Genomic DNA, 18,641 nt, shown 5'->3' with positions numbered 1-18,641 from the left:
CCGCGCACCTTTTGATGCGTGGCGGAGCCGGGCGGGCAGTGCGCGCTTAACGCGAGGTGGTGGGGGTGCCGCGTCCGCCCAGGGCGCGGGAGTCATCCCCAGCTTCCTTGAGCTTGCCGCGGATTTCCTTGGGCAGCGAGAAGACGATGTCCTCCTCGGCCAAGGTGATTTCTTCCACGTCCCCAAAACCGTATTCGGCCAGCAACTCCAGCACTTCCTGCACCAGCACGTCGGGCACGGAGGCCCCGGAGGTCACACCCACGGTGGAGACTCCCTCGAACCAGGACTCATCTACTTCGTGGGCGAAGTCCACCCGGTAGGCGGCCTTGGCGCCGTAGTCAAGGGACACCTCGACCAGGCGCACCGAGTTGGATGAGTTTGAGGAGCCCACCACGATCACCAGATCTGATTTGGGGGCAATTGTCTTGATGGCCACTTGTCGGTTGGTGGTGGCGTAGCAGATGTCGTCACTGGGCGGGTCCTGCAGGTTCGGGAAACGCTCCCGCAGCCGGCGCACGGTCTCCATGGTCTCGTCCACGCTCAGGGTGGTCTGCGAGAGCCAGATCAGCTTGTCCGGGTTCTTCACCTGGACGGTGTCGGCCTCTTCGGGGTTGTTCACGATGGTGGTGGCGTGCGGCGCCTCACCGTAGGTGCCCTCCACCTCCTCGTGGCCCTCGTGGCCGATGAGCAGGATTTCATAGTCATTCTTGGCAAAGCGCACCGCTTCGCGGTGCACCTTGGTCACCAGCGGGCAGGTGGCGTCGATGGTCTGCAGACCACGGTCCTCGGCGGAGCGCACCACGGCCGGGGAGACGCCGTGGGCGGAGAAGACCACCAGGGCGCCCTCGGGCACCTCATCGGTTTCCTCCACGAAAATCGCCCCGCGCGCCTCCAGCTCGGAGACCACGTGCAGGTTGTGCACGATCTGCTTGCGCACGTACACCGGCGGGCCGTAGTGCTCCAGCGCCTTTTCCACCGCCACCACGGCACGGTCCACCCCGGCGCAGTAGCCGCGCGGGGCAGCCAACAGCACCTTGCGCTGGTTCACATTCGGCGAAGCGTCGGCGATCTCCTGAGGTGAACGTCGGGTCCGCGGGATGCGGGGCATCGGCAGGGAAACCGGAATGGAAGTGGAAGTAGCCATGGCACTAGTCTACGAAGTGGACGCAAGTAAGCCCATGCTCATATGATGCGCACCACCGCCACGGGCCTGTGAGGTTGGCCTCTGCCAGGCAAGACCAGGGCGCCGTGCGGCAGGGAATTGTCGGTGCGGTGGTGTAGCGTCACAGGTGCGAACGGGGCCGGTCCAGGCCTTATTCGCCCCGGACCCAGGTGAGGAGAAGCGCGAATGGAATCCCGTGCCCCGGACACGATGCCGCTCACGGCCCGTGAAACCAGCCCGGAGAACCCGTGGCCGCTGCGCGTGCTCTCCGAGAAGCTGAAGGCCCATATTGAGAACTCCCCCATCTCCTGGGTGGAGGGCCAGCTGCTGGAGGCCAATATCCGCAACGGGCACGCCTACCTGACGCTGCGCGACGTGGATGCGGACTACTCCTTCTCGGTGACCGTGTGGGCCTCGGTGATGCGCGGGCTGGCCACCAAGCCGGAGGTGGGCTCCCGCGTGGTGGCCCGGGTGAAGCCGAATCTCTACACCAAGACCGGACGGTTGTCGCTGAACGCCACCGACCTGCGCCCGGTGGGACTCGGCGAGCTGCTGGCCCGGCTGGAGCGCCTGCGCCAGGCGCTCGGCGCGGAGGGGCTGTTTGCGCTGGAGCACAAGAAGCCGCTGCCGGTGCTGCCACGCACCATCGGGCTGATCACCGGGCGCGATTCGGATGCGGAGAAGGACGTGGTGCGCAACGCGACGCTGCGCTGGCCGGCGGCGCGCTTTAGGATCATCAACACCGCCGTGCAGGGCCGCGACGCCGCTTCCCAGGTGATGGCGGCGTTGGCCCAGCTGGATGCGGACCCGCAAATCGATGTCATTGTCATTGCCCGCGGCGGTGGCGCGCTGGAGGACCTGCTGCCGTTTTCCAGTGAGGAGCTGGTGCGCGCGGTGTTCGCCGCAACCACCCCGGTGGTCTCCGCCATCGGGCACGAGGCGGACCGCCCGATCCTGGATGACGTGGCCGACCTTCGGGCCTCCACCCCCACGGACGCGGCCAAGCGCATCGTGCCGGATCTGCAGGAGGAGTTTGCCGGGCTGGCCCAGGCCCGGGACCGGCTGGACAGGGCCATCAACCACCAGCTGCAGCGTGAGGCCCAGCTGCTTGAATCGCTGCGTGCCCGCCCGGTCATGGCGTTCCCCGAAACCATGATCACCACCCGCCGCGAGGACCTCTCCCGCTGGCGGGAGCGGTCCACTCAGCTGCTGGGCCATCGGGTGGACCGGGCACGGGACGAGATCCGCCACCTGGCCACCCAGGTGCGGGCGCTCTCACCCCAGCAAACCCTGGACCGCGGCTACGCGGTCGCCCAGGACGCGTCCGGAGCCATCATTCGTGATGCCGCGGTCCTGGAGGCGGGGGCGGCGGTGCGGGTGCGCGTCGCGGCCGGCCGGTTCGACGCCCAGGTGCGCGATGTCCACCCGGAACCTCGTGAGGCGTAGTCCCGCCTGGCGCCGCCCCATGTGAAACTTCCCAGACGCCCGTGAATGACAAGGATATGAAAATGACCCAGCAGCTCCCCGAAGACATCGTCCAGCTCAGCTACGAACAGGCCCGCGAGGAACTGGTCTCGGTGGTCAACCAATTGGAGACCGGCGGCGCCAGCCTGGAGCAGTCCCTGAAGCTGTGGGAGCGCGGTGAGGCGCTGGCCCTGCACTGCGAGAACTGGCTCAACGGCGTTTCCCAGCGCCTGGAGCAGGCGCGGCGGCGGGTTGAGGACATGGAGGACGAGGACTAGGTTCCCCACCCACCAACCTGCGCGCTGCTTCGAGGCACACCACCACCCCGCTGCCCGGCCGGGCAGAGCCAGCCTGGGGGGCGCGGATCCGCACTCCGGCGGCAGCCTGCTGGCTAGTGCGCCGCTTCCAGCCGCGCCCGCTGTGCGGCGACATCGTAGGTGGCCTGCGGCCACTGCGGGTTGATCTCCCCCAGCACCTGCTGCAGCAGTTTGGCCACGCACCACCGGGCGGCCCACTTGTGGTCGGCCGGAACCACGTACCAGGGAGCCACCTTGGTGTTGGTCCGGCTGATCGCGATCTCGTAGGCGCTCTGGTATTCGTCCCACAGCAGGCGGTCATCCACGTCCCCGGTGGCGAACTTCCAGTGCTTGGTTGGGTCATCCAGGCGGGCCATCAGCCGCTGGTACTGCTCCTCCCGGCTCAGGTGCAGGAACACCTTCAGCACCCGGGTGCCCTGGTTCACCAGGCGCTGTTCAAAGTCATTGATCCGCCCGTAGCGGGATTCGACTTCCTCGGCGGTGCTCAGCTTCCGCACCCGGTGAACCAGCACATCCTCATAGTGGGAACGGTCGAAGACACCGATCATTCCGGCCTGCGGTACCTGGCGTTCAATGCGCCACAGGAAGTCGTGGGCCTGTTCCTCCGGGGTCGGGGCCTTGAAGGAGTGGTGGGAGACGCCCTGCGGGTCCACCAGTCCCAGCACATGGCGGACGATGCCGCCCTTGCCGGAGGTGTCCATCCCCTGCAGGATCAGCAGCACCGAATCCTTTGAGCCGCCGGCGATGGCCGAGGCGAACAGTTTTTCCTGATCATCGGAGAGCTGCTCGCCCAGGTGCTCCAGGGCCTTCTTCCCCTCGGCCTTGGATTGTGGTGCCTGCACCGGCCACCAGCGCGGCAGGCCGGTCTGGCGCTCGGCCAGGCGCGGTTCGCCGCCAACCCGCATCCCCAGGATCAGGTCACTGTTTTCGACGTTGCCGTTCATGGTTGCACCACTTCCAGGTAGTTGGTCAGGCGTGGGAACGCCAGTCTGCCAAGAATTCCCCGATGCGCCCCACCGCGTCCTGCAGGTCGCGGACCGAGGGCAGGGTAACGAGCCGGAAATGGTCCGGGCGCACCCAGTTGAAGGCGGTCCCCTGGGTCACCAGGATTTTTTGGGCCTTGAGCAGTTCCAGGGCGAAGGTTTCGTCGTTGTGGATCGGATACACCTGCGGATCCAGCTTCGGGAACATGTACAGGGCGCCCTTGGCCTTCTGCACCGAAACACCGGGGATCGCGGTCAGCAGGTCGTAGGCCGCATCGCGTTGTTCGCGCAGCCGGCCGCCGGGCAGGATCAGGTCATTGATCGACTGGTACCCGCCCAGTGCGGTCTGGATGGCGTGCTGGGCCGGAACATTGGCGCACAGGCGCATGTTGGTCAGCAGGTTGATGCCCTCAATGTAGTCCCGCGCCTGCTGCTTCGGCCCGGAGATGGCCATCCACCCGGAGCGGAAACCGCACACCCGGTAGGCCTTGGAGAGCCCCGAGAAGGTCAAAACAAGTACGTCGTCGGCCAGGGAGGCCGTGTTCACGTGCACCGCCTCGTCGTAGAGGATCTTTTCGTAGATCTCATCCGAGAAGACGACCAGGTTGTGCCGGCGGGCCAGCTCCAGGATCGCCTCGAGCGTCTGCTTCGGGTACACCGCCCCGGTGGGGTTGTTCGGGTTGATGATCACGATGCCCTTGGTGCGGGCGGTGATCTTTGATTCCATGTCCTCGATGTCCGGCAGCCAGCCCTCGGACTCGTCATTGAGGTAGTGCACCGGGGTGCCCCCGGCCAGGGACACCGAGGCGGTCCACAGCGGATAGTCGGGGGCCGGGATCAGGATCTCGTCCCCGTTGTTCAGCAGCGCGTTCAGGCTCAGGGTGATCAGCTCGGACACCCCGTTGCCCAGGTACACGTCATCCACGCCAATGGTCTGGATGCCGCGGGTCTGGTAGTACTGGGACACCGCGGTGCGCGCCGAGAGGATGCCGCGGGAATCCGAGTAGCCCTGGGCGTTGGGCAGGTTGCGGATCATGTCCACCAGGATCGCGTCGGGGGCTTCAAAACCAAACGGGGCCGGGTTGCCGATGTTCAGCTTCAGGATGCGGTGCCCTTCGGCCTCCATCCGCTGGGCGTGCTCAAGCAGCGGTCCACGAATGTCGTACAGGACGTTGTGAAGCTTGGTGGACTGCTTAAATTCCGGCATGTTCCCTACTTTCTCACGCCGCAACGGTGCAAGTCTCGCGGCGCGTAATTCCATTTCAAACTTTGTTGGGCACCGGCCCGGGCGGCTACTGGGAGAGCCACTGCCAGCGTTCGGCGACGTCCTCGGCGCTGGCCGGCTCGGTGCCGTGGGCCATGCGCGACACGGCGGTGAGCGTATCCTCATCCAGCTTCGCGGTCACCTCGTTGATGGCGCGGGCCGCGCCCTCATCCACGTCCGCATCGCCCAGGGCGAGGACCGGTTCGCTGTCAAACAGCGCCTCGGTGCCGGCCACGGACACAAAGCCCTCGTCTGCGATCAGCGCGTCGGCCTGGGAAAGCACCACACCGTCCACCTCGGCGTTGCGCAACATGCCAGGCAGGCGGTCCGCGGTGGTGGCCTCCACCTTGGCGGCGGAGCAGTTGGCCCCATCCAGCCCCTCACGCAGCAGGGTGGCCGAGGCCTGCGGGGCGGCGAGCTTCAGGGACGGGCACTTCTGGGCCAGCTCCTTGTAGTCCTCCACGTCCTGCAGGGCCAGCTGCGCCCGGCTCATCACCAGCACCGAACCCAGGTCCCCGGGGCTGGCATCCAGTGCGCGGACGTTTTCGGGTAGCGCTCCGGCGATCATCTTGGCGCTTTGCTCACGGCTGAGCACCGCGCTGTCGGTGTTCTTCGTATCCGGCCTGGCCGGGGCCACCTGGTGGGCGGCGGTGCCGGCGCTGGTGATCACCAGGTCGGCCTGCCCGGCCAGGACCTGAGCGGCCGGGTCCGCCACCGGGTCCAGCAGCGTGACCTGGTAGCCCTTCTGCTCCAGCTGGTCGGCGTAGATGGCCCCCAGCGCCCGGTAGGTGGGCTCGGAGTGGGTGGCCATGCGCAATTCGACCGCTTCGGTGGGCGGTGCGGGGTCTTGGGGGTTGCCGGTGCAGGCGCTGAGACCCAGGACCAGCACCGCGCCGGTGCAGAGGACCGGCAACACTTTGCGACGTTTCATACTTCCCTTAGCCTATGCCACGACCCGGTGTTTGGCCGGGTCACACGCTGTGTTCTAGTACAGGCGCAGCATCCTGTCGACGCGTTCAATGCGCGGCAGCTTGCTGATTTCCTCGCGGGTGAACCATTCGGCGCGGCTGGTGCTGCCGCCGACCTCGTGGCGCAGCGACCCGCCGCCGATGCTGGCCCGGTAGACAATCGCCACGGTCTGCATGGCGTGCGCGGTCTGCACGTAGCGTTTGGCGGCCGGGATCACCCCGGTGGAGGCATCGAGCAGGACCAGGTCCTTCACGTGGTAGCCGGTCTCCTCAAAGACCTCGCGCGCCGCGCCCTGCTCAAGGTCCTCCCCCAGTTCAATTCCCCCGCCGGGCAGTGACCAGCGCGGCATGAAGTGGCTGTCACGGTGACGCATGTCCCACAGGGTCAGCAGGAAACGGCCCTCCGATTCCACCAGGCAGTAGGCGGCCAGCCGGGTGTCGTAGAGCTCGCCGGTGAATTCTGATTGTCGCGTCATAGGTTCAAATATAGTGATCCGCCACCCTGGTTTTCCTCCGGCGCACCCGCAACGTTTAAGCACATTGGATCCTGCGGCCGGCAGTCGAGCCGGGCAGCTGGCGGCTGGCCGGTGGATTCCGGGGAAGCGGGAGTGTGATGAAATGTTGCTATGTCTTCGCACTCCGATTCACACCCGAACACCGAACTTGATGAGATTGACCGAATTATCATCGATGAGTTGGTCGGCAATGCGCGCATCTCCAACGCCACACTGGCCCAGCGGGCCGGCATCGCCCCGTCCACGGCGCTGCTGCGCACCCGTTCGCTGGTGGAGCGCGGCATCATCACCGGATACCACGCGGAGATTTCCCTCACCGCGGTCGGCCGCACCGTGCAGGCGCTGATTTCGGTGAAGTTGCGGGCCCATGACCGGGAGAAGATTGACCGCTTCCGTGAACGCATCCCGCAGCTTCCCGAGGTGCTGTCCATGTTCCACGTCTCCGGGGGCACCGACTACCTGCTGCACATTGCGGTGCGCTCCACCGAGGAATTGCGGGACTGGGTGCTGGATAACCTGGCCACGGACGAGTCGGTGGGCCACACGGAAACCACGCTGGTCTTTGGCCACCACAAGGGCAGCGGTGGGCCGCTGCTGGGTGAGGACGAACAGCTGTAGCCGTACATCGGCTAAAACCTACGACAACGGGCTGGGAACCAGTGGTTCCCAGCCCGTTGCTGTGTCGTGGTGCGGTGAAGTGCTAGGCCCGGCGGCGCTGCAGCACCGCGTCCAGGTTCAGCCGCTGCTTCGATCCCTCGGCCTCGGTCTTCGCCTTGGGCGCCGGGGCGGCCTTCTCGGCCTTGGCTGCCGGAGCCTTGGCGGCTTCCTCGCTGGCGGCCGGCTTCACCGGGGTCTCGGCGGCCTTTTCCTCGGCGGTGCCGCGGGCGGCGTCAAGCTTGGCGATGGCCGCCTTGTCTGCCGCGGAAACCTGCTTGGCGATCTCGCGGGCCTCCTCGGAGGCCTTCAGGCTGATCTTTGCGCTGGGGCGCAGCGGTTCGGCCTTCGGCAGCGGCTCGGGACGAACCTGCTCGGCGACCTGCTGACGGGTGGCCTCGGTGGCTTCGCGAACGGCAACGTACTTCGGCTTGGGCACCTCGGTCGGTTCCCAGGTGGCCGGCTGCTTCACGCCACCGTCGCCGCGGGCCACACGCAGGGCCTCGGCACGCAGTTCCTCTGCGGTAATCGAGGGAGCCCGACGGCCGGAATCCGGTCGGGCGTCAAAAACCTTCTCATCCTTCGCGGACTTGGCGATGACCTGGTTGCTGGAGTCCTCGAAGGCCGGGGTGTGCAGGGCCTGCTCACGTACCGCTTCCATGCGCTGCAGCAGCTTGCGGTTGCGGTCACGCACGGCCATGGTGCGCAGGGTGGCGAAGCTGGCCGCTCCCAGGGCGAAGAGGAAGAACACCAGGCCGAAACCGATCGAGGTGAACGGGGCCAGCACCGCGGTGAGCAGTGTCGCCACCAGGGCCAGCAAGCCGACGAGGGCCACGCTCAACCGTCCATAGCGCAGGCGAAGTTTTGGCTGGGCAGCTGAAACTTTTTTCTGCGGTGCACCCTGCGACGTGGCAGCCATTGATTCCTCCATCACCGATTCCGGTCGGTCAACATTGAATCCAGGTCAGGGATTCTCGATTTAACCCTATGCAACCGATCACGCGGCGCTGGTCAAATGTCGCGGTGTGTCTACAAGTTTTCTGCCCAGTTGCCTCACATCAGCGCGCAAACCACGACTCAGGGCTGCGGTTCGGGCCGGGATTCGTTGATACGTTCTAATAGTGTCCCGCTGAAGTCCTCGCGGTTCAGCGCGAAGGTGCGGTGATCCCGCCACTGCCCGTTGATGTGCAGGAAGCGTTCGCGCACCCCTTCGTCACGGAACCGCAGCTTTTCCACCACCCGCAGACTGGCCGCGTTTTCGGGGCGGATATTGATTTCCAGCCGGTGCAGCCCCAGCTTTGCGTAGCCGTAGTCCCCCACCAGGGCCACCGCCTCGGGGATGTAGCCAAACCCGGCGTGCCCGTGATCAATCCAGTAGCCAATCGAGGCGCTGCGCGCGGCCCCCAGTTGGATCCCGGACAGGGACACCTGCCCAATCAGCGGCGGGTTGGCCGCGTGCGGGTCCTTCAGGGTGACCACCCAGCAGTAGCCGGTCCCTTCCAGCGCCGACTGGCGTTGGGAGCGGACCATCTGTTGAAAGGTGGTGGTGGGGGTGCGTCCGGCGGGGTCGGTGGGATCCCATGGTTGCAGCCACTGGCTGTTGACCCAGCGCAGGTGCATCCACGCCTCGTAGTCCTTCCGGGTCAGCCCGCGCAGCAGCAACCGGTCGGACTCAAGCACGTCCAGTGCCGGACGCGGCAGCCAGGAGGAAAACATATGAGTATCGTATGCCGCCGCCGGCCCTGCGCCGCGCCTGACACATCGAAGGGCCACCGATATGACGCTGTGGATCCAGGGCGAATCGCCACCCCGGCAGGGCTGGGCGGGATGCGGACAAAAGGTACAGTAGCTTGCATGAGCCAGCACCCTTCGCATCGTTTGGAGCATCACCCGCCCGTGCCGCAGGACAAGCCCAGCTGGCGCCGGGCGATTCGCGCCGAGCGGCGTCGGCTCTCCCCGGAACTGCGCGCCGAGGAGGCTGCCCTCCTTCGCCAGCGGGTGCTGGAGGTGCTGGACGCGGCCCCCGAGGGGCATTCGAAGAAAGTGGCGGCATACTTTTCCTCCCCGGACGAGCCGGACACGGCCCCGTTGCTCCAGGAGCTGACCGGGCGCGGCTTCGAGGTCTATCTGCCGGTGTGCGAGCCGGGACATGTCCTGTCCTGGACCCGCTGGGAGCCGGGCACCGAGATCGTGCAGAGCCGGGTGGCCCCGGTCAACGAACCGGTCGGACCGCGCCACGATGCCAGCTTGTTTGCCGAGATAGACCTGATGTTCATCCCCGCCCTGGCGGTGGATAGCGCCGGGCTGCGTCTGGGGCAGGGCGGGGGCTACTATGACCGGTTCCTGCCCAAGATTGATGGCTACCAGACCCGGATTGCGGCGCTGGTGCGCGATGACGAGTTCGTGGAGGCCGGCTCCTTCGCCGTGGACCGCCATGACCGTCCGGTCGGCGTGGTGATCACGCCCTCGGCGATACGGCGCCTGGACAACGGGTTCTAGGGATCCTCCTCCTCCCCTAGCATCCTCCACAAACCGCGGGCTCGTGCGCCCGGAACCGGGGCCGCGGTGGTGGCATGGGGCCATGAGCCGATTTCGCACCCCGCGTGCCCCACGAATTCCGCGTCCCCGCCGCCGCCCGGCATCCTCACGGGCCGAGCTGTTCCGTCGCTACCGCCGCCCGTTGGCGGTGGCCTTCGCCGTGCTGGCCGGCGCCTCGCTGCTCAGCGCCCTGGCGCCGGAGAGGACCAGCGACCAGCAGGTGCTGACCCTGGCCATGGAGAAGCCCGCCGGGTCCCAGTTGCTGGCCCAGGACGTGGTGCTCTCACCGGTCAGCGGCCTGTCACAGGTCCCGGGGCTGCTCGATGACCCGCAACAGGCAATCGGCCAGCGCCTGGCGGTGGGTTTACCGGCCGGTGCATTGCTCAATGAACAGGTGTTGATTGGTCCACAGCTGCTGACCGGGATGCCGCCGGGCAGTGTGGCGGTGCCGATCCGGTTGTCGGATCCGGCCACCGTTCAGCTGCTGCACCCCGGGCAGCTGGTGGATATCGTGCTCAGCAGCGGGGACGGCTTCGAACAGGAGATCATCTCCCACACCATCGGCCGGCGCCTGCCGGTGCTGTGGGTGCCGCAGCGCGGCGAGGGTGATTCGCTGGGGCTGTTGCCGGCCTCCGGCACGTCCGGGGAGGGCATTGTGGTGGTGGCCGCCGACGGGGCCCAGGCCGATGAGCTCTCCGGGGCGGTCACCCGCGGCAAGGTTTCCGCCGTGCTGGTGAACTAGGGTGCGACCGGCGGCGTATCAGCCCCAGTGCGGCGGTTTTTCACGGCGCATCCCCTCGGCCAGGTCATCAGGCTTCTCACCCCACCCGGCCGGGTCCTCGTCCTTGGCGCGCAGCTGGGAGAGCGGATCCCCGGCCCCCGGGTCTTGCGCGGTGCCCGGTTCGTTGGCGGCGTGGCTGTTGGCCAGGGCGGCGTCCACACTGGCCGGACGCTCCAGCTGCCGGTAGCTGCCGGTCAATTCGGTGGCCACCGGCAGATGCTGCGGCTGGGCCACGACCCGGGGGCGCCGCTTGCGCCGTGGCGCGGCTGCGGCGTCTCCGGACGGGCCCTGGTGTTCGTCGCTCACTTGTCGCCGGATTCGGTGCTGCGGCTGGCCGGCACCGGGGCCGGGGTGCCGCCATCGGCGGGCTGGGCCGCCTGGGCCTGGTCCGGCTCCGGCTTCTGCCCCTGTTCGGCCTGCTTTTCCGGCTGCGCCTTCGGCTCGGCGGAGGGGCCTTCCCCGGCCTGCGACCCGGCGTCCTGGGCCCCGGGCTCGGAGTCCTGGTCCGGCTTCGGCGACTTTACGGCGGTGTCCCCGGTTTCCGGCTTCGGCGCTGGCTTGGTGCCGGACTCGGCTGCAGCACCGGCCGCCGGGGCGGCGGTCACCGAGCTGGCGGACACCGGTTTGGCGACCGAAAGCTTGGCGCGCGGTTCGTCCGGCTCCTGGGTGCTGGGCTTGGCCAGGTTCAGGTAGGCGGCCAGCCGGTCGGCGACCGAGGTCGGGTCGGTGAACACGTCAATGGTCCACAGCGGCACGTACCGCCAGCCGTTCGTCTCGAAGAAGTCCGGACGCAGCCGGCTGCGCTCGCGCACCGTCAGGTGGCTGTAGTGTTCGGTGCCGTCGTACACCACGGCCAGCGGCGGGATCTGCCCGGACTCGGTTTCCAGCACGTGGGCGGACAAGTCCAGCACCCCGCGGTAGTCCTCGGTGACGATGGCGCCGCGGTCACGCAGCCGCTTGGCCAGGTCGGCCACCAGCGGGTCGTGGCGCAGCGAGCGGTTGGTGCTCACCCCGGAGTCCCCGGCGTGCACCCGGCCGAAGAGCTCAAAGAACTGCTTGGCCCCGCGGTACACGCGGTTCAGCTCCACGTCCTCGGGCAGCAGCCCGGAGACCAGGACCATGCGCTTGCGCGCCCGGGTCATCGCCGCAACGAACAGCGAATCCCCGTCGCTGCGGGAGAGCGCACCAAATTCGTGCAGCGCCTTGCCGTGCGGGGTACGTCCATAACCCCAGGCGAAGATCACCGCGTCACGGCGCAGCCCGATCAGCCGGTCCATGGTGGTGACCACGAACGGTTCGTGGCTGGCCCGGAAGTGCTCCATCGCGTAGCGGTGGTTGGGCAGCTGCACCCGGATCGCCTCGGCGATCGCGGCGGCGTGCACGCGGTTGGAGGCAATGACCGCCAGCGACTCGTGCCCGTTGCGCCGGAAGTGGCTGAACACCAGGTCCACCACCGCGGCGACTTCCGCCGCCGTGGTCTGCACGCCCTCCTCGGAGCTGGACAGCGTCCCGGTGGCGTCCGGCACATAGTAGCTGGACAGCCGCGGGGCGGTGTAGGACAGCGAACTGGCCCCGGGCAGCCGGGAGAGCTTGTCCTGGTAGTAGGCGTGGGAGAGCTGTTCGACCAGGCCTTCGTCGATGCCGCGGTAGACGGTGGACAGGGTCTGGGTGACCAGCACCTGGTTCAGCGCCTGCAGCGCGGAGATTTCGGTGCCGCGTTCGGCGACCCGGGCGGTGGGGTCCACCGACACCTCGAACGGCTTGGGGCCGCCGAGCATGGTGTCGCCCACGGCGATGACCTGGCTGGAGCGGCGGATCGCGTCCAGCACCTCACGCAGGGTCAGGTAGTTGGCCTCCAGCAGGATCACCGCGTCAAAGTCGGCCTCCTCGGGCAGCGCGGTGCCCAGCAGCAGCGGGGCGGCCACCCAGACTGGGGTCAGCGAGTTGGCCAGCGGGGCGCCCAACGCCAGCAGGCCGGACACCGAGGGGGTGCCGTCCTTGAGCATGGCGCGCAGTTCGCGGCCCCCGGCACGGTGGTCGGCCAGGGCGCCCTTCCAGTTCTTGGCCAGCGCCCAGCGGATCCGCTCGGGGCCGGCGGCGATGTGCGCGCCGTCGGCCAGGCGGTAGTCGGCCTCGATCTTCTCCAGCTTCGCGCCGTCGTTCATGGCCAGGAAGTCATCCCCGGAGATCATCGCCTCCAGGGCGGACTGCCACCAGGCCAACTCCAGTTCGGCGTCGACCTCGTCCGCGTCGATCTCACGCTCGGCGAAGTCGGCAAGCAAATCCCCCAGCCCGGCCTCGGCCAGCTGTTCCGAGATGATGGTGCGTTCGGGCAGTTCCTTCAGGTCATCGGCGCGGTCCACCAGGCTGGCGATGGTGTTCATCAGCTCCTTGACCGACATTTCGCGCAGCCGGGTGCCCAACCGGGTGGGCAGCATCCCGGCCAGCGAGTCGATGCGGGAGCCGGCGTCATGGTAGCCGGCCTCCACGTCCAGCAGCCCGCCGGGCACCTGCGGGTTGCGCTGGCTGGTGGCGTAGACACGCCAGGCCTCACGCTGTTCGCTGATGGCCTGCAGGGCGGACTGCAGGTCCGGCACATGCATGCCGGGACGCACGTATTCCTTGGCGATCTTGCGCAGCCGGGAGCGGACGATGGAGCCCATCTCCACCCCGTGCTCGCGCCGCCACTGGCTGGAGGCGGTCGCGGCGATCAGGTCATCGATGTCGCCTTCGAAGATGTCCGGCTCGAACTTGTCCAGCGAGCCGCGCACGGCCACCAGCAGGGCCAGCTGGTCCCCCCACTTGTCGTAGGTCTCCTCCAGGCGGATCTGGGACTTCTGGGCGACCTCCACCATGTGCTCGTGCAGGATCGGCAGGTCCCGGCCCAGCCCCGAGGCCAGGGCCAGGGCCTGTTCGGTCTGCTCCTGGTTGCGCAGCGGCGCCCCGTGCCAGGGGCTGGAGGTGTGCTCCTTGCTGAACGCGCCAAGCTGGGCGGCGCGCTTGAGCTGCGCGGCGACGTGGCCGCGCTGGCCCATGGAGTCCAGCACCGAACGCTTCAGGCGCACCGTGGTGGACGGGGCCGGCTCCAGCGCGGAAAGCCGGGCCAGCTCCTGCATGGCCTGGTAGGGCGAGCAGCCCCAGCGGCTGCGCACCGTGTGCAGGGACTTGACGTGCTCCTGCAGGGCGGTGCGGTGTTCGCGCAGCTTGGCGAAGAGCTTCTGCTGGTGCGGTTCGGTGGCCTTTTCGTTGCGCAGGATGGCGCGGGTCAGCTGCCGGCGCAGCGCATCCGGGTCCTCGTTCGGGCCCAGCAGCAGGCTGGCGGCGTCCAGCTTCTCGTTGAAGCGGGTGACGAATTCCTCGGCGGCCGAACGCTGTTCGGCGATCACCAGCACGCGCTTGCCCTGGGCGGCGAGCACTGCGGCCGCGTTCAGGGCGGTCTGGGTGGCCCCGGTGCCGGCGGCGGCGTTCACGCTCACCGATTCCCCGGCGGCCACGTAGTCCAGCACCTTGGCCTGGGACTCGTCGGCGTCCAGCAGGTAGAGTTCGTCGGCCGGGTCGCGTTCATCGGAGCTGCGGCTGATCACCCGGGTGCCGGTGTGCACCCGCTGCGGGGCGCCGAGGGCGGGGGCCGGCTGCCCGGGTGCCGGGACCTCCCGCTTGGGTCCGCGGGCGCCCTCCTTGAAGCGTTCGGCCACGCGGCGCAGCCGGGAGCCGGAGTGGGCCGGGGCCTGCTCGTCCTCCTCGGTGCCGGCGCCCTGCGCCGCGTCCGCGGCATCCTGGGCGGTGTCCTGCCGGGCCGCGTCCTGGATGCCGGCGGCGTGTTCGGCGTAGTTGACCAGCCCGGCGATGACCGGGTGCCCGGCGCTGAGCTTGGCCGGGTCGGCCGGGTCGGTCAGATCCGCGAAGGTGGACAGCAGCAGGCGGTGGCCGATGACCACCCCGGGCACGTCGGCCAGCTGGTGGCGCAGCGCATCCATGCCGCGCACCGGGTCGAAGCGGGCGATGGAGTAGGCGGCGGCGTGCACCGCCTGGGTGTCAATGGCGGCGTGGTGGTCGGCCTCGACCTGGCGGATGAACGCCGGGGAGACGATGGCGCGGCCCACCAGCTGCACGTCGTAGTCGTCCTGGTCCAGGTGGCGGGTCAGCTTGATCCGCCCGAGCATGATCGGGGCGGACAGCGCCTCGCTGCGCCCCTCATGGGTGGCGCGCCAGTTCGCCACGCCCGCGGCCAGGTAGCCCACGTCGATGCCGCGCTCGTCCCACAGTTCATCGATCTTCGCGTCCAGCGCACGGGCGGTGCGCTTGGCCACCGCGAACTGGTCCGCGTCATGCAGCAGGGTGGACAGGCGGGTGCGCCGCCCGGCCAGGAACTGGGCCAGGCCCGAGGGGTTGGCGTGGGTGATGTCGATGCTGTTGGAGGTCGACGGGGCGAACCGCAGCGTGGTGTCCGCGCCGGTCCCCTGCCCCAGGGTCTTTACCCAGCTGGCCACGCGTTCGGCGGCAGCAGTTCGGCCACTAGTCACGACTCTCATTCCCTTCGTTCGCTTCCCGTCGGCGGCGCCCGCCGATGCCGGGATCAGATTTTGCCCCCGTGCCGCGCGGTCGCCGCGGGCCGGTTTTGGCACACAACACGCCACTTCCTAAGGTAGTGCACGCGCGGCCCGGTTCGGCTGTACGAAACACTGTTTAAGCGCCACGGGCGGAACCGGTGGCCGACCGCGGCGGCGTGCGCCGCCGGCTGGCCTTTGTCCGATTCCGCCCGTGGGCGATCCGCTAGGGGCGGATCACTCCCATTCGATGGTTCCCGGGGGCTTGCTGGTCACATCCAGCACCACCCGGTTGACCCCGTCGACCTGGTTGGTGATCCGGTTGGAGATCCGGGCCAGCAGGTCGTAGGGCAGGCGGGACCAGTCCGCGGTCATCGCGTCCTCACTGGAGACCGGGCGCAGCACGATCGGGTGCCCGTAGGTGCGCCCATCGCCCTGCACGCCCACGCTGCGCACATCGGCCAGCAGCACGACCGGCATCTGCCAGACCTCGTCATCCAGTCCGGCGTTGGTCAGCTCCTCGCGGGCGATCGCGTCGGCCTTGCGCAGGATCGAGAGGCGTTCCTCGTTCACCGCACCGATGATGCGGATGCCCAGGCCCGGGCCGGGGAACGGCTGGCGTCCCACGATCTCCTCGGGCAGGCCCAGTTCACGGCCCACCGCACGCACCTCGTCCTTGAACAGGGTGCGCAGCGGCTCAACCAGCTCGAACTGCAGGTCCTCGGGCAGCCCGCCCACGTTGTGGTGGCTCTTGATGTTCGCGGTGCCCTCGCCGCCGCCGGATTCGACGATGTCCGGGTACAGGGTGCCCTGCACCAGGAACTTCACCGGCTCCCCGGCCTCGGCTTCGGCTTCGACGATGGCCTTCTCCGCGGCCTCGAAGGCGCGGATGAATTCGCGGCCAATGATCTTGCGCTTGGTTTCCGGGTCGGTCACCCCATCCAGGGCGCTCAGGAAGCGTTCGCGTTCGTCGGCGATGTACAGCTTCGCGCCGGTGGCGGCCACGAAGTCCTTCTCCACCTGCTCGGCTTCGCCTTCACGCAGCAGCCCGTGGTTCACGAACACGCAGGTGAGGTTGTCCCCGATGGCGCGCTGCACCAGGGCGGCGGCCACGGCGGAGTCCACGCCGCCGGACAGCCCGCAGATCGCCTTGCCGTCGCCCACCTGGGCGCGGATGCGTTCGATCTGCTCATCGGCGATGGACCCGGCGGTCCATTCGGCCTGCAGGCCAGCGCCGTCATAGAGGAAGTTCTCCAGCACGTTCTGCCCGAACTCGCAGTGCTTGACCTCCGGGTGCCACTGCACGCCGAAGAGCTTGCGCTCATCATCGGCGATCGCGGCGACCGGGGCACCGGCGGTGGAGGCCAGCACCTCAAAGCCCTCCGGGGCCGCGGTGACCGAGTCGCCGTGGCTCATCCACACCGTCGGTGGGGTGTGGGCCCCGGCCAGCACGGAGCGCGGGCCGCCGGAGAATTCGGTTTCGGTGCGGCCGTATTCGCGCAGACCGGTTTCGGCCACGGTGCCGCCCAGGGCGTTGGCCATGGCCTGGAAGCCGTAGCAGATGCCCAGGACCGGGACCCCGGCGTCAAACAGCTTCGGGTCCACCCCCGGGGCGTTTTCCGCATAGACGCTGGACGGGCCGCCGGAAAGGATGATGGCGGCAGGTTCCTTGGCCAGCATCTGATCCAGGGGCATGGTGTGCGGGACGATCTCCGAGTACACGCGGGCCTCACGCACACGCCGAGCAATCAGCTGCGCGTATTGGGCCCCGTAGTCGACGACCAGAACCGGCTTATGTTCTGTGGTGAGGGGCGCAGTAGTCACGGATTCAAGTCTACTAGCTCACCGCGCCGCTGAAACCCCCGCACCCCTGTCATCCCCGTCACCAGCCGGGAACCGAAGGCGCTAGTACCGCTTGGCGGCCTTGGGGAACGCGGCCAGTTCGGCCTCCACCTCACGGTGCACCTTGTGCTCCACGAAGAAGGAGAGGAACGGGACCACCCCGCCCAGGGCGATGGTGATGAAGCGCATGAACGGCCAGCGCATCATCGACCAGAGCCGGAAGTCGGAGAACAGGTAGACCACGTACATCCAGCCGTGCACGATCAGGATCAGCAGGGAGATGTTCACCCCACCGGCAATCTCGGCGCGGTTGAACAGGCCCAGCGTGTTCGCGGTGCCATCCAGGTGGGTGCCCCCGGCGAACAGTTCCAGGCCCCCGAAGTACTTCAGGACCATCTCGGCCACCAGCAGCAGCAGCATCACACCGGTGGCATAGGAGAGCACCTTGTAGAAGGCCAGCGCGTTGCGGATCTGGGTGGGGGTGCCGCCGAACTTGCGTGGGGTGCCGGGGGTGGTGGGGCTGGACATGCTTGGAGTGTTCCTTCCGCAAAGGGGCTTTGGGGCAAAGCCCCGAGGGGTCTTAGTGGTTCTGGGAGGTGCCGTGCGGGCCGGAGGACGAGTGGTCTTCGCTGGCGTCCTGGCCGGTGGGCTCCTGGCCGCGGCGGTGCTCGGCGGCGCCCTGCTCGGCCAGTTCATCCAGTTCGCGCTGGTAGTCATCGCGCACCAGGCGGTACCACAGGAAGAACGCGAAGCCGGCGAAGACCACCCATTCAATCCCGTAGAAGACGTTCAGCCAGTTCACGGTGGCTTCCTGCGGCTGGGTGCCGACAAAGATGTGGCTCAGTCCCGGCTCGGTGACCGGCCCGGCGTCGTTGGCCAGCTCGTGGATGGAGACGAATCCGGAGTACAGCGGCAGATCCCAGGTGTTGGCCAGCTGGGCGCTGGAGACCGCGGCGTAGTACGGTTCGCGCACGTCGCGCTGCAGCACCGGGCCCTCGGGCGGGATCAGCCGGCCGGTGATGGTGAACTGGCCCTCCGGGGTGGCCGGCGGGTCGTTCGGTTCGGCTTCCCAGCCGCGCACCACCGCGATGGCCTCATCGTCGGGGGCGCCGTCCACCGCGAACGCGCTGATCACCCAGTAGCCGGTCTGGCCCTCGTGCACGCGCTTTTCCACCAGGATCTCGGTGTCCGGCAGGAAGTGGCCCTGCATGGTGACAATCTGGTCCGCCTTCGTGCCCAGCAGTTCGGTGCCCGGCTGCACGTGCTCGGTCAGCGGCACCGGAACCTCGGTCTTCTCGGCCTTCACCGGGGGTTCGGTGGTGGAGGAACCGAACTGCCATCCGGAGAGCAGCACGAAGCCGGTGGCCACGATGAGGGCACCGAGCAGCGCGGCGATCCATTTGGGTTTGAAAGCGGTTTTCAGCACATCACTACCGTACTTCGATTGCTTGTAGAAGAGCCAATGCGCGGCGGGTGAGATTCTTCCCTTTGACCCCGCCGCCGCGGTGGCCAGGACCCGGCAGGGCGCCCACCGGACAAGGGAGCGAACATGCCGGCGGCCGCCACCACACATGGTGTGGTGGCGGCCGGTAGGTGCCCGCGCGCC

17 protein-coding genes are annotated in these 18,641 nt (G+C 68.1%); 5 read left to right on the top strand and 12 right to left on the bottom strand.

Translation table 11 applies throughout. The features are described 5' to 3' along the window. Window positions 1–46 precede the first annotated feature (46 nt). Window positions 47–1,144 carry a 4-hydroxy-3-methylbut-2-enyl diphosphate reductase gene (locus FDN03_RS11905; protein WP_138177322.1) on the bottom strand — a complete coding sequence of 366 codons (1,098 nt, stop codon included), beginning with the start codon at window positions 1,142–1,144 and terminating at the stop codon, window positions 47–49. Window positions 1,145–1,348: 204 nt separating this feature from the next. Here FDN03_RS11905 and xseA point away from each other — a divergent pair, with 204 nt between their 5' ends. Together xseA and FDN03_RS11895 are read left to right on the top strand one after the other, a co-directional pair. Beyond that, the gene (xseA, locus tag FDN03_RS11900; RefSeq protein WP_138177320.1) at window positions 1,349–2,608 is read left to right on the top strand and encodes an exodeoxyribonuclease VII large subunit; all 1,260 of its coding nucleotides are present in this window, start codon (window positions 1,349–1,351) and stop codon (window positions 2,606–2,608) included. A 62-nt stretch (window positions 2,609–2,670) separates the two neighbouring features. Continuing rightward, the gene (locus tag FDN03_RS11895) at window positions 2,671–2,904 is read left to right on the top strand and encodes an exodeoxyribonuclease VII small subunit (protein ID WP_138177318.1); all 234 of its coding nucleotides are present in this window, start codon (window positions 2,671–2,673) and stop codon (window positions 2,902–2,904) included. 113 nt (window positions 2,905–3,017) lie between these two features. On the opposite strand, the gene FDN03_RS11890 is transcribed toward FDN03_RS11895, so the two are convergent. From FDN03_RS11890 to FDN03_RS11875, 4 genes are all read right to left on the bottom strand, one after another. Beyond that, window positions 3,018–3,887, bottom strand: a complete 870-nt coding sequence (locus FDN03_RS11890; RefSeq protein ID WP_249354528.1) for a PPK2 family polyphosphate kinase — start codon at window positions 3,885–3,887, stop codon at window positions 3,018–3,020. A 25-nt stretch (window positions 3,888–3,912) separates the two neighbouring features. Beyond that, entirely contained in the window at window positions 3,913–5,133 is a 1,221-nt protein-coding gene (locus FDN03_RS11885) for a pyridoxal phosphate-dependent aminotransferase (protein WP_138177316.1), read from the bottom strand. 85 nt (window positions 5,134–5,218) lie between these two features. After that, window positions 5,219–6,121 carry a glycine betaine ABC transporter substrate-binding protein gene (locus FDN03_RS11880; protein WP_138177314.1) on the bottom strand — a complete coding sequence of 301 codons (903 nt, stop codon included), beginning with the start codon at window positions 6,119–6,121 and terminating at the stop codon, window positions 5,219–5,221. Between the two features lie 54 nt (window positions 6,122–6,175). Beyond that, on the bottom strand, window positions 6,176–6,634 hold the full coding sequence (locus FDN03_RS11875) for an NUDIX domain-containing protein (protein ID WP_138177312.1): 459 nt from the start codon (window positions 6,632–6,634) through the stop codon (window positions 6,176–6,178). A 150-nt stretch (window positions 6,635–6,784) separates the two neighbouring features. On the opposite strand from FDN03_RS11875, the gene FDN03_RS11870 reads away from it, so the two are divergent. Continuing rightward, window positions 6,785–7,291 carry an Lrp/AsnC family transcriptional regulator gene (locus tag FDN03_RS11870; protein WP_054821790.1) on the top strand — a complete coding sequence of 169 codons (507 nt, stop codon included), beginning with the start codon at window positions 6,785–6,787 and terminating at the stop codon, window positions 7,289–7,291. An 82-nt stretch (window positions 7,292–7,373) separates the two neighbouring features. Here the strand turns inward: FDN03_RS11870 and FDN03_RS11865 are convergent, their stop codons facing one another. Continuing rightward, window positions 7,374–8,246: a hypothetical protein gene (locus tag FDN03_RS11865; RefSeq protein ID WP_138177310.1), complete on the bottom strand. Its 873-nt coding sequence runs from the start codon at window positions 8,244–8,246 to the stop codon at window positions 7,374–7,376. Between the two features lie 158 nt (window positions 8,247–8,404). Next, window positions 8,405–9,043: a GNAT family protein gene (locus FDN03_RS11860; RefSeq protein ID WP_138177308.1), complete on the bottom strand. Its 639-nt coding sequence runs from the start codon at window positions 9,041–9,043 to the stop codon at window positions 8,405–8,407. A gap of 138 nt (window positions 9,044–9,181) precedes the next feature. On the opposite strand from FDN03_RS11860, the gene FDN03_RS11855 reads away from it, so the two are divergent. Together FDN03_RS11855 and FDN03_RS11850 are read left to right on the top strand one after the other, a co-directional pair. Further along, on the top strand, window positions 9,182–9,826 hold the full coding sequence (locus tag FDN03_RS11855) for a 5-formyltetrahydrofolate cyclo-ligase (protein WP_171021233.1): 645 nt from the start codon (window positions 9,182–9,184) through the stop codon (window positions 9,824–9,826). Between the two features lie 82 nt (window positions 9,827–9,908). Further along, complete coding sequence (locus FDN03_RS11850) at window positions 9,909–10,607, top strand: RcpC/CpaB family pilus assembly protein (protein ID WP_138177304.1); 699 nt, start codon at window positions 9,909–9,911, stop codon at window positions 10,605–10,607. A gap of 18 nt (window positions 10,608–10,625) precedes the next feature. Here FDN03_RS11850 and FDN03_RS11845 read toward each other — a convergent pair whose 3' ends face one another. From FDN03_RS11845 to FDN03_RS11825, 5 genes are all read right to left on the bottom strand, one after another. Next, window positions 10,626–10,952: a hypothetical protein gene (locus FDN03_RS11845; protein ID WP_138177302.1), complete on the bottom strand. Its 327-nt coding sequence runs from the start codon at window positions 10,950–10,952 to the stop codon at window positions 10,626–10,628. Continuing rightward, the gene (locus tag FDN03_RS11840) at window positions 10,949–15,178 is read right to left on the bottom strand and encodes a DNA helicase (protein ID WP_249354526.1); all 4,230 of its coding nucleotides are present in this window, start codon (window positions 15,176–15,178) and stop codon (window positions 10,949–10,951) included. The genes FDN03_RS11845 and FDN03_RS11840 overlap by 4 nt, the downstream gene beginning before the upstream one ends. A gap of 252 nt (window positions 15,179–15,430) precedes the next feature. Beyond that, entirely contained in the window at window positions 15,431–17,017 is a 1,587-nt protein-coding gene (gene guaA, locus FDN03_RS11835) for a glutamine-hydrolyzing GMP synthase (RefSeq protein WP_138177300.1), read from the bottom strand. Between the two features lie 81 nt (window positions 17,018–17,098). Continuing rightward, window positions 17,099–17,563: a DUF3817 domain-containing protein gene (locus tag FDN03_RS11830; RefSeq protein WP_138177298.1), complete on the bottom strand. Its 465-nt coding sequence runs from the start codon at window positions 17,561–17,563 to the stop codon at window positions 17,099–17,101. Between the two features lie 52 nt (window positions 17,564–17,615). Next, window positions 17,616–18,461, bottom strand: a complete 846-nt coding sequence (locus tag FDN03_RS11825; RefSeq protein ID WP_246049529.1) for an SURF1 family protein — start codon at window positions 18,459–18,461, stop codon at window positions 17,616–17,618. Window positions 18,462–18,641: the final 180 nt, after the last annotated feature.

It is taken from the genome of Glutamicibacter sp. V16R2B1, from assembly GCF_005774635.1.
In the GTDB taxonomy this organism is placed as follows: Bacteria; Actinomycetota; Actinomycetes; order Actinomycetales; family Micrococcaceae; genus Glutamicibacter; species Glutamicibacter creatinolyticus.
Note: the sequence above shows the minus strand (reverse complement) of the source record. Positions and strands in the feature narration are given on the sequence as shown.

Bases quoted from the DNA above. Each gene is read 5' to 3' on its own strand.
- xseA (WP_138177320.1), top strand. From the start codon at position 1,349: ATGGAATCCCGTGCCCCGGACACGATGCCGCTCACGGCCCGTGAAACC.
- FDN03_RS11850 (WP_138177304.1), top strand. From the start codon at position 9,909: ATGAGCCGATTTCGCACCCCGCGTGCCCCACGAATTCCGCGTCCCCGC.
- FDN03_RS11870 (WP_054821790.1), top strand. From the start codon at position 6,785: ATGTCTTCGCACTCCGATTCACACCCGAACACCGAACTTGATGAGATT.
- FDN03_RS11885 (WP_138177316.1), bottom strand. From the start codon at position 5,133: ATGCCGGAATTTAAGCAGTCCACCAAGCTTCACAACGTCCTGTACGAC.
- FDN03_RS11855 (WP_171021233.1), top strand. From the start codon at position 9,182: ATGAGCCAGCACCCTTCGCATCGTTTGGAGCATCACCCGCCCGTGCCG.
- FDN03_RS11830 (WP_138177298.1), bottom strand. From the start codon at position 17,563: ATGTCCAGCCCCACCACCCCCGGCACCCCACGCAAGTTCGGCGGCACC.
- FDN03_RS11905 (WP_138177322.1), bottom strand. From the start codon at position 1,144: ATGGCTACTTCCACTTCCATTCCGGTTTCCCTGCCGATGCCCCGCATC.
- FDN03_RS11840 (WP_249354526.1), bottom strand. From the start codon at position 15,178: ATGAGAGTCGTGACTAGTGGCCGAACTGCTGCCGCCGAACGCGTGGCC.
- FDN03_RS11880 (WP_138177314.1), bottom strand. From the start codon at position 6,121: ATGAAACGTCGCAAAGTGTTGCCGGTCCTCTGCACCGGCGCGGTGCTG.
- FDN03_RS11865 (WP_138177310.1), bottom strand. From the start codon at position 8,246: ATGGCTGCCACGTCGCAGGGTGCACCGCAGAAAAAAGTTTCAGCTGCC.
- FDN03_RS11890 (WP_249354528.1), bottom strand. From the start codon at position 3,887: ATGAACGGCAACGTCGAAAACAGTGACCTGATCCTGGGGATGCGGGTT.
- FDN03_RS11895 (WP_138177318.1), top strand. From the start codon at position 2,671: ATGACCCAGCAGCTCCCCGAAGACATCGTCCAGCTCAGCTACGAACAG.
- FDN03_RS11875 (WP_138177312.1), bottom strand. From the start codon at position 6,634: ATGACGCGACAATCAGAATTCACCGGCGAGCTCTACGACACCCGGCTG.
- FDN03_RS11860 (WP_138177308.1), bottom strand. From the start codon at position 9,043: ATGTTTTCCTCCTGGCTGCCGCGTCCGGCACTGGACGTGCTTGAGTCC.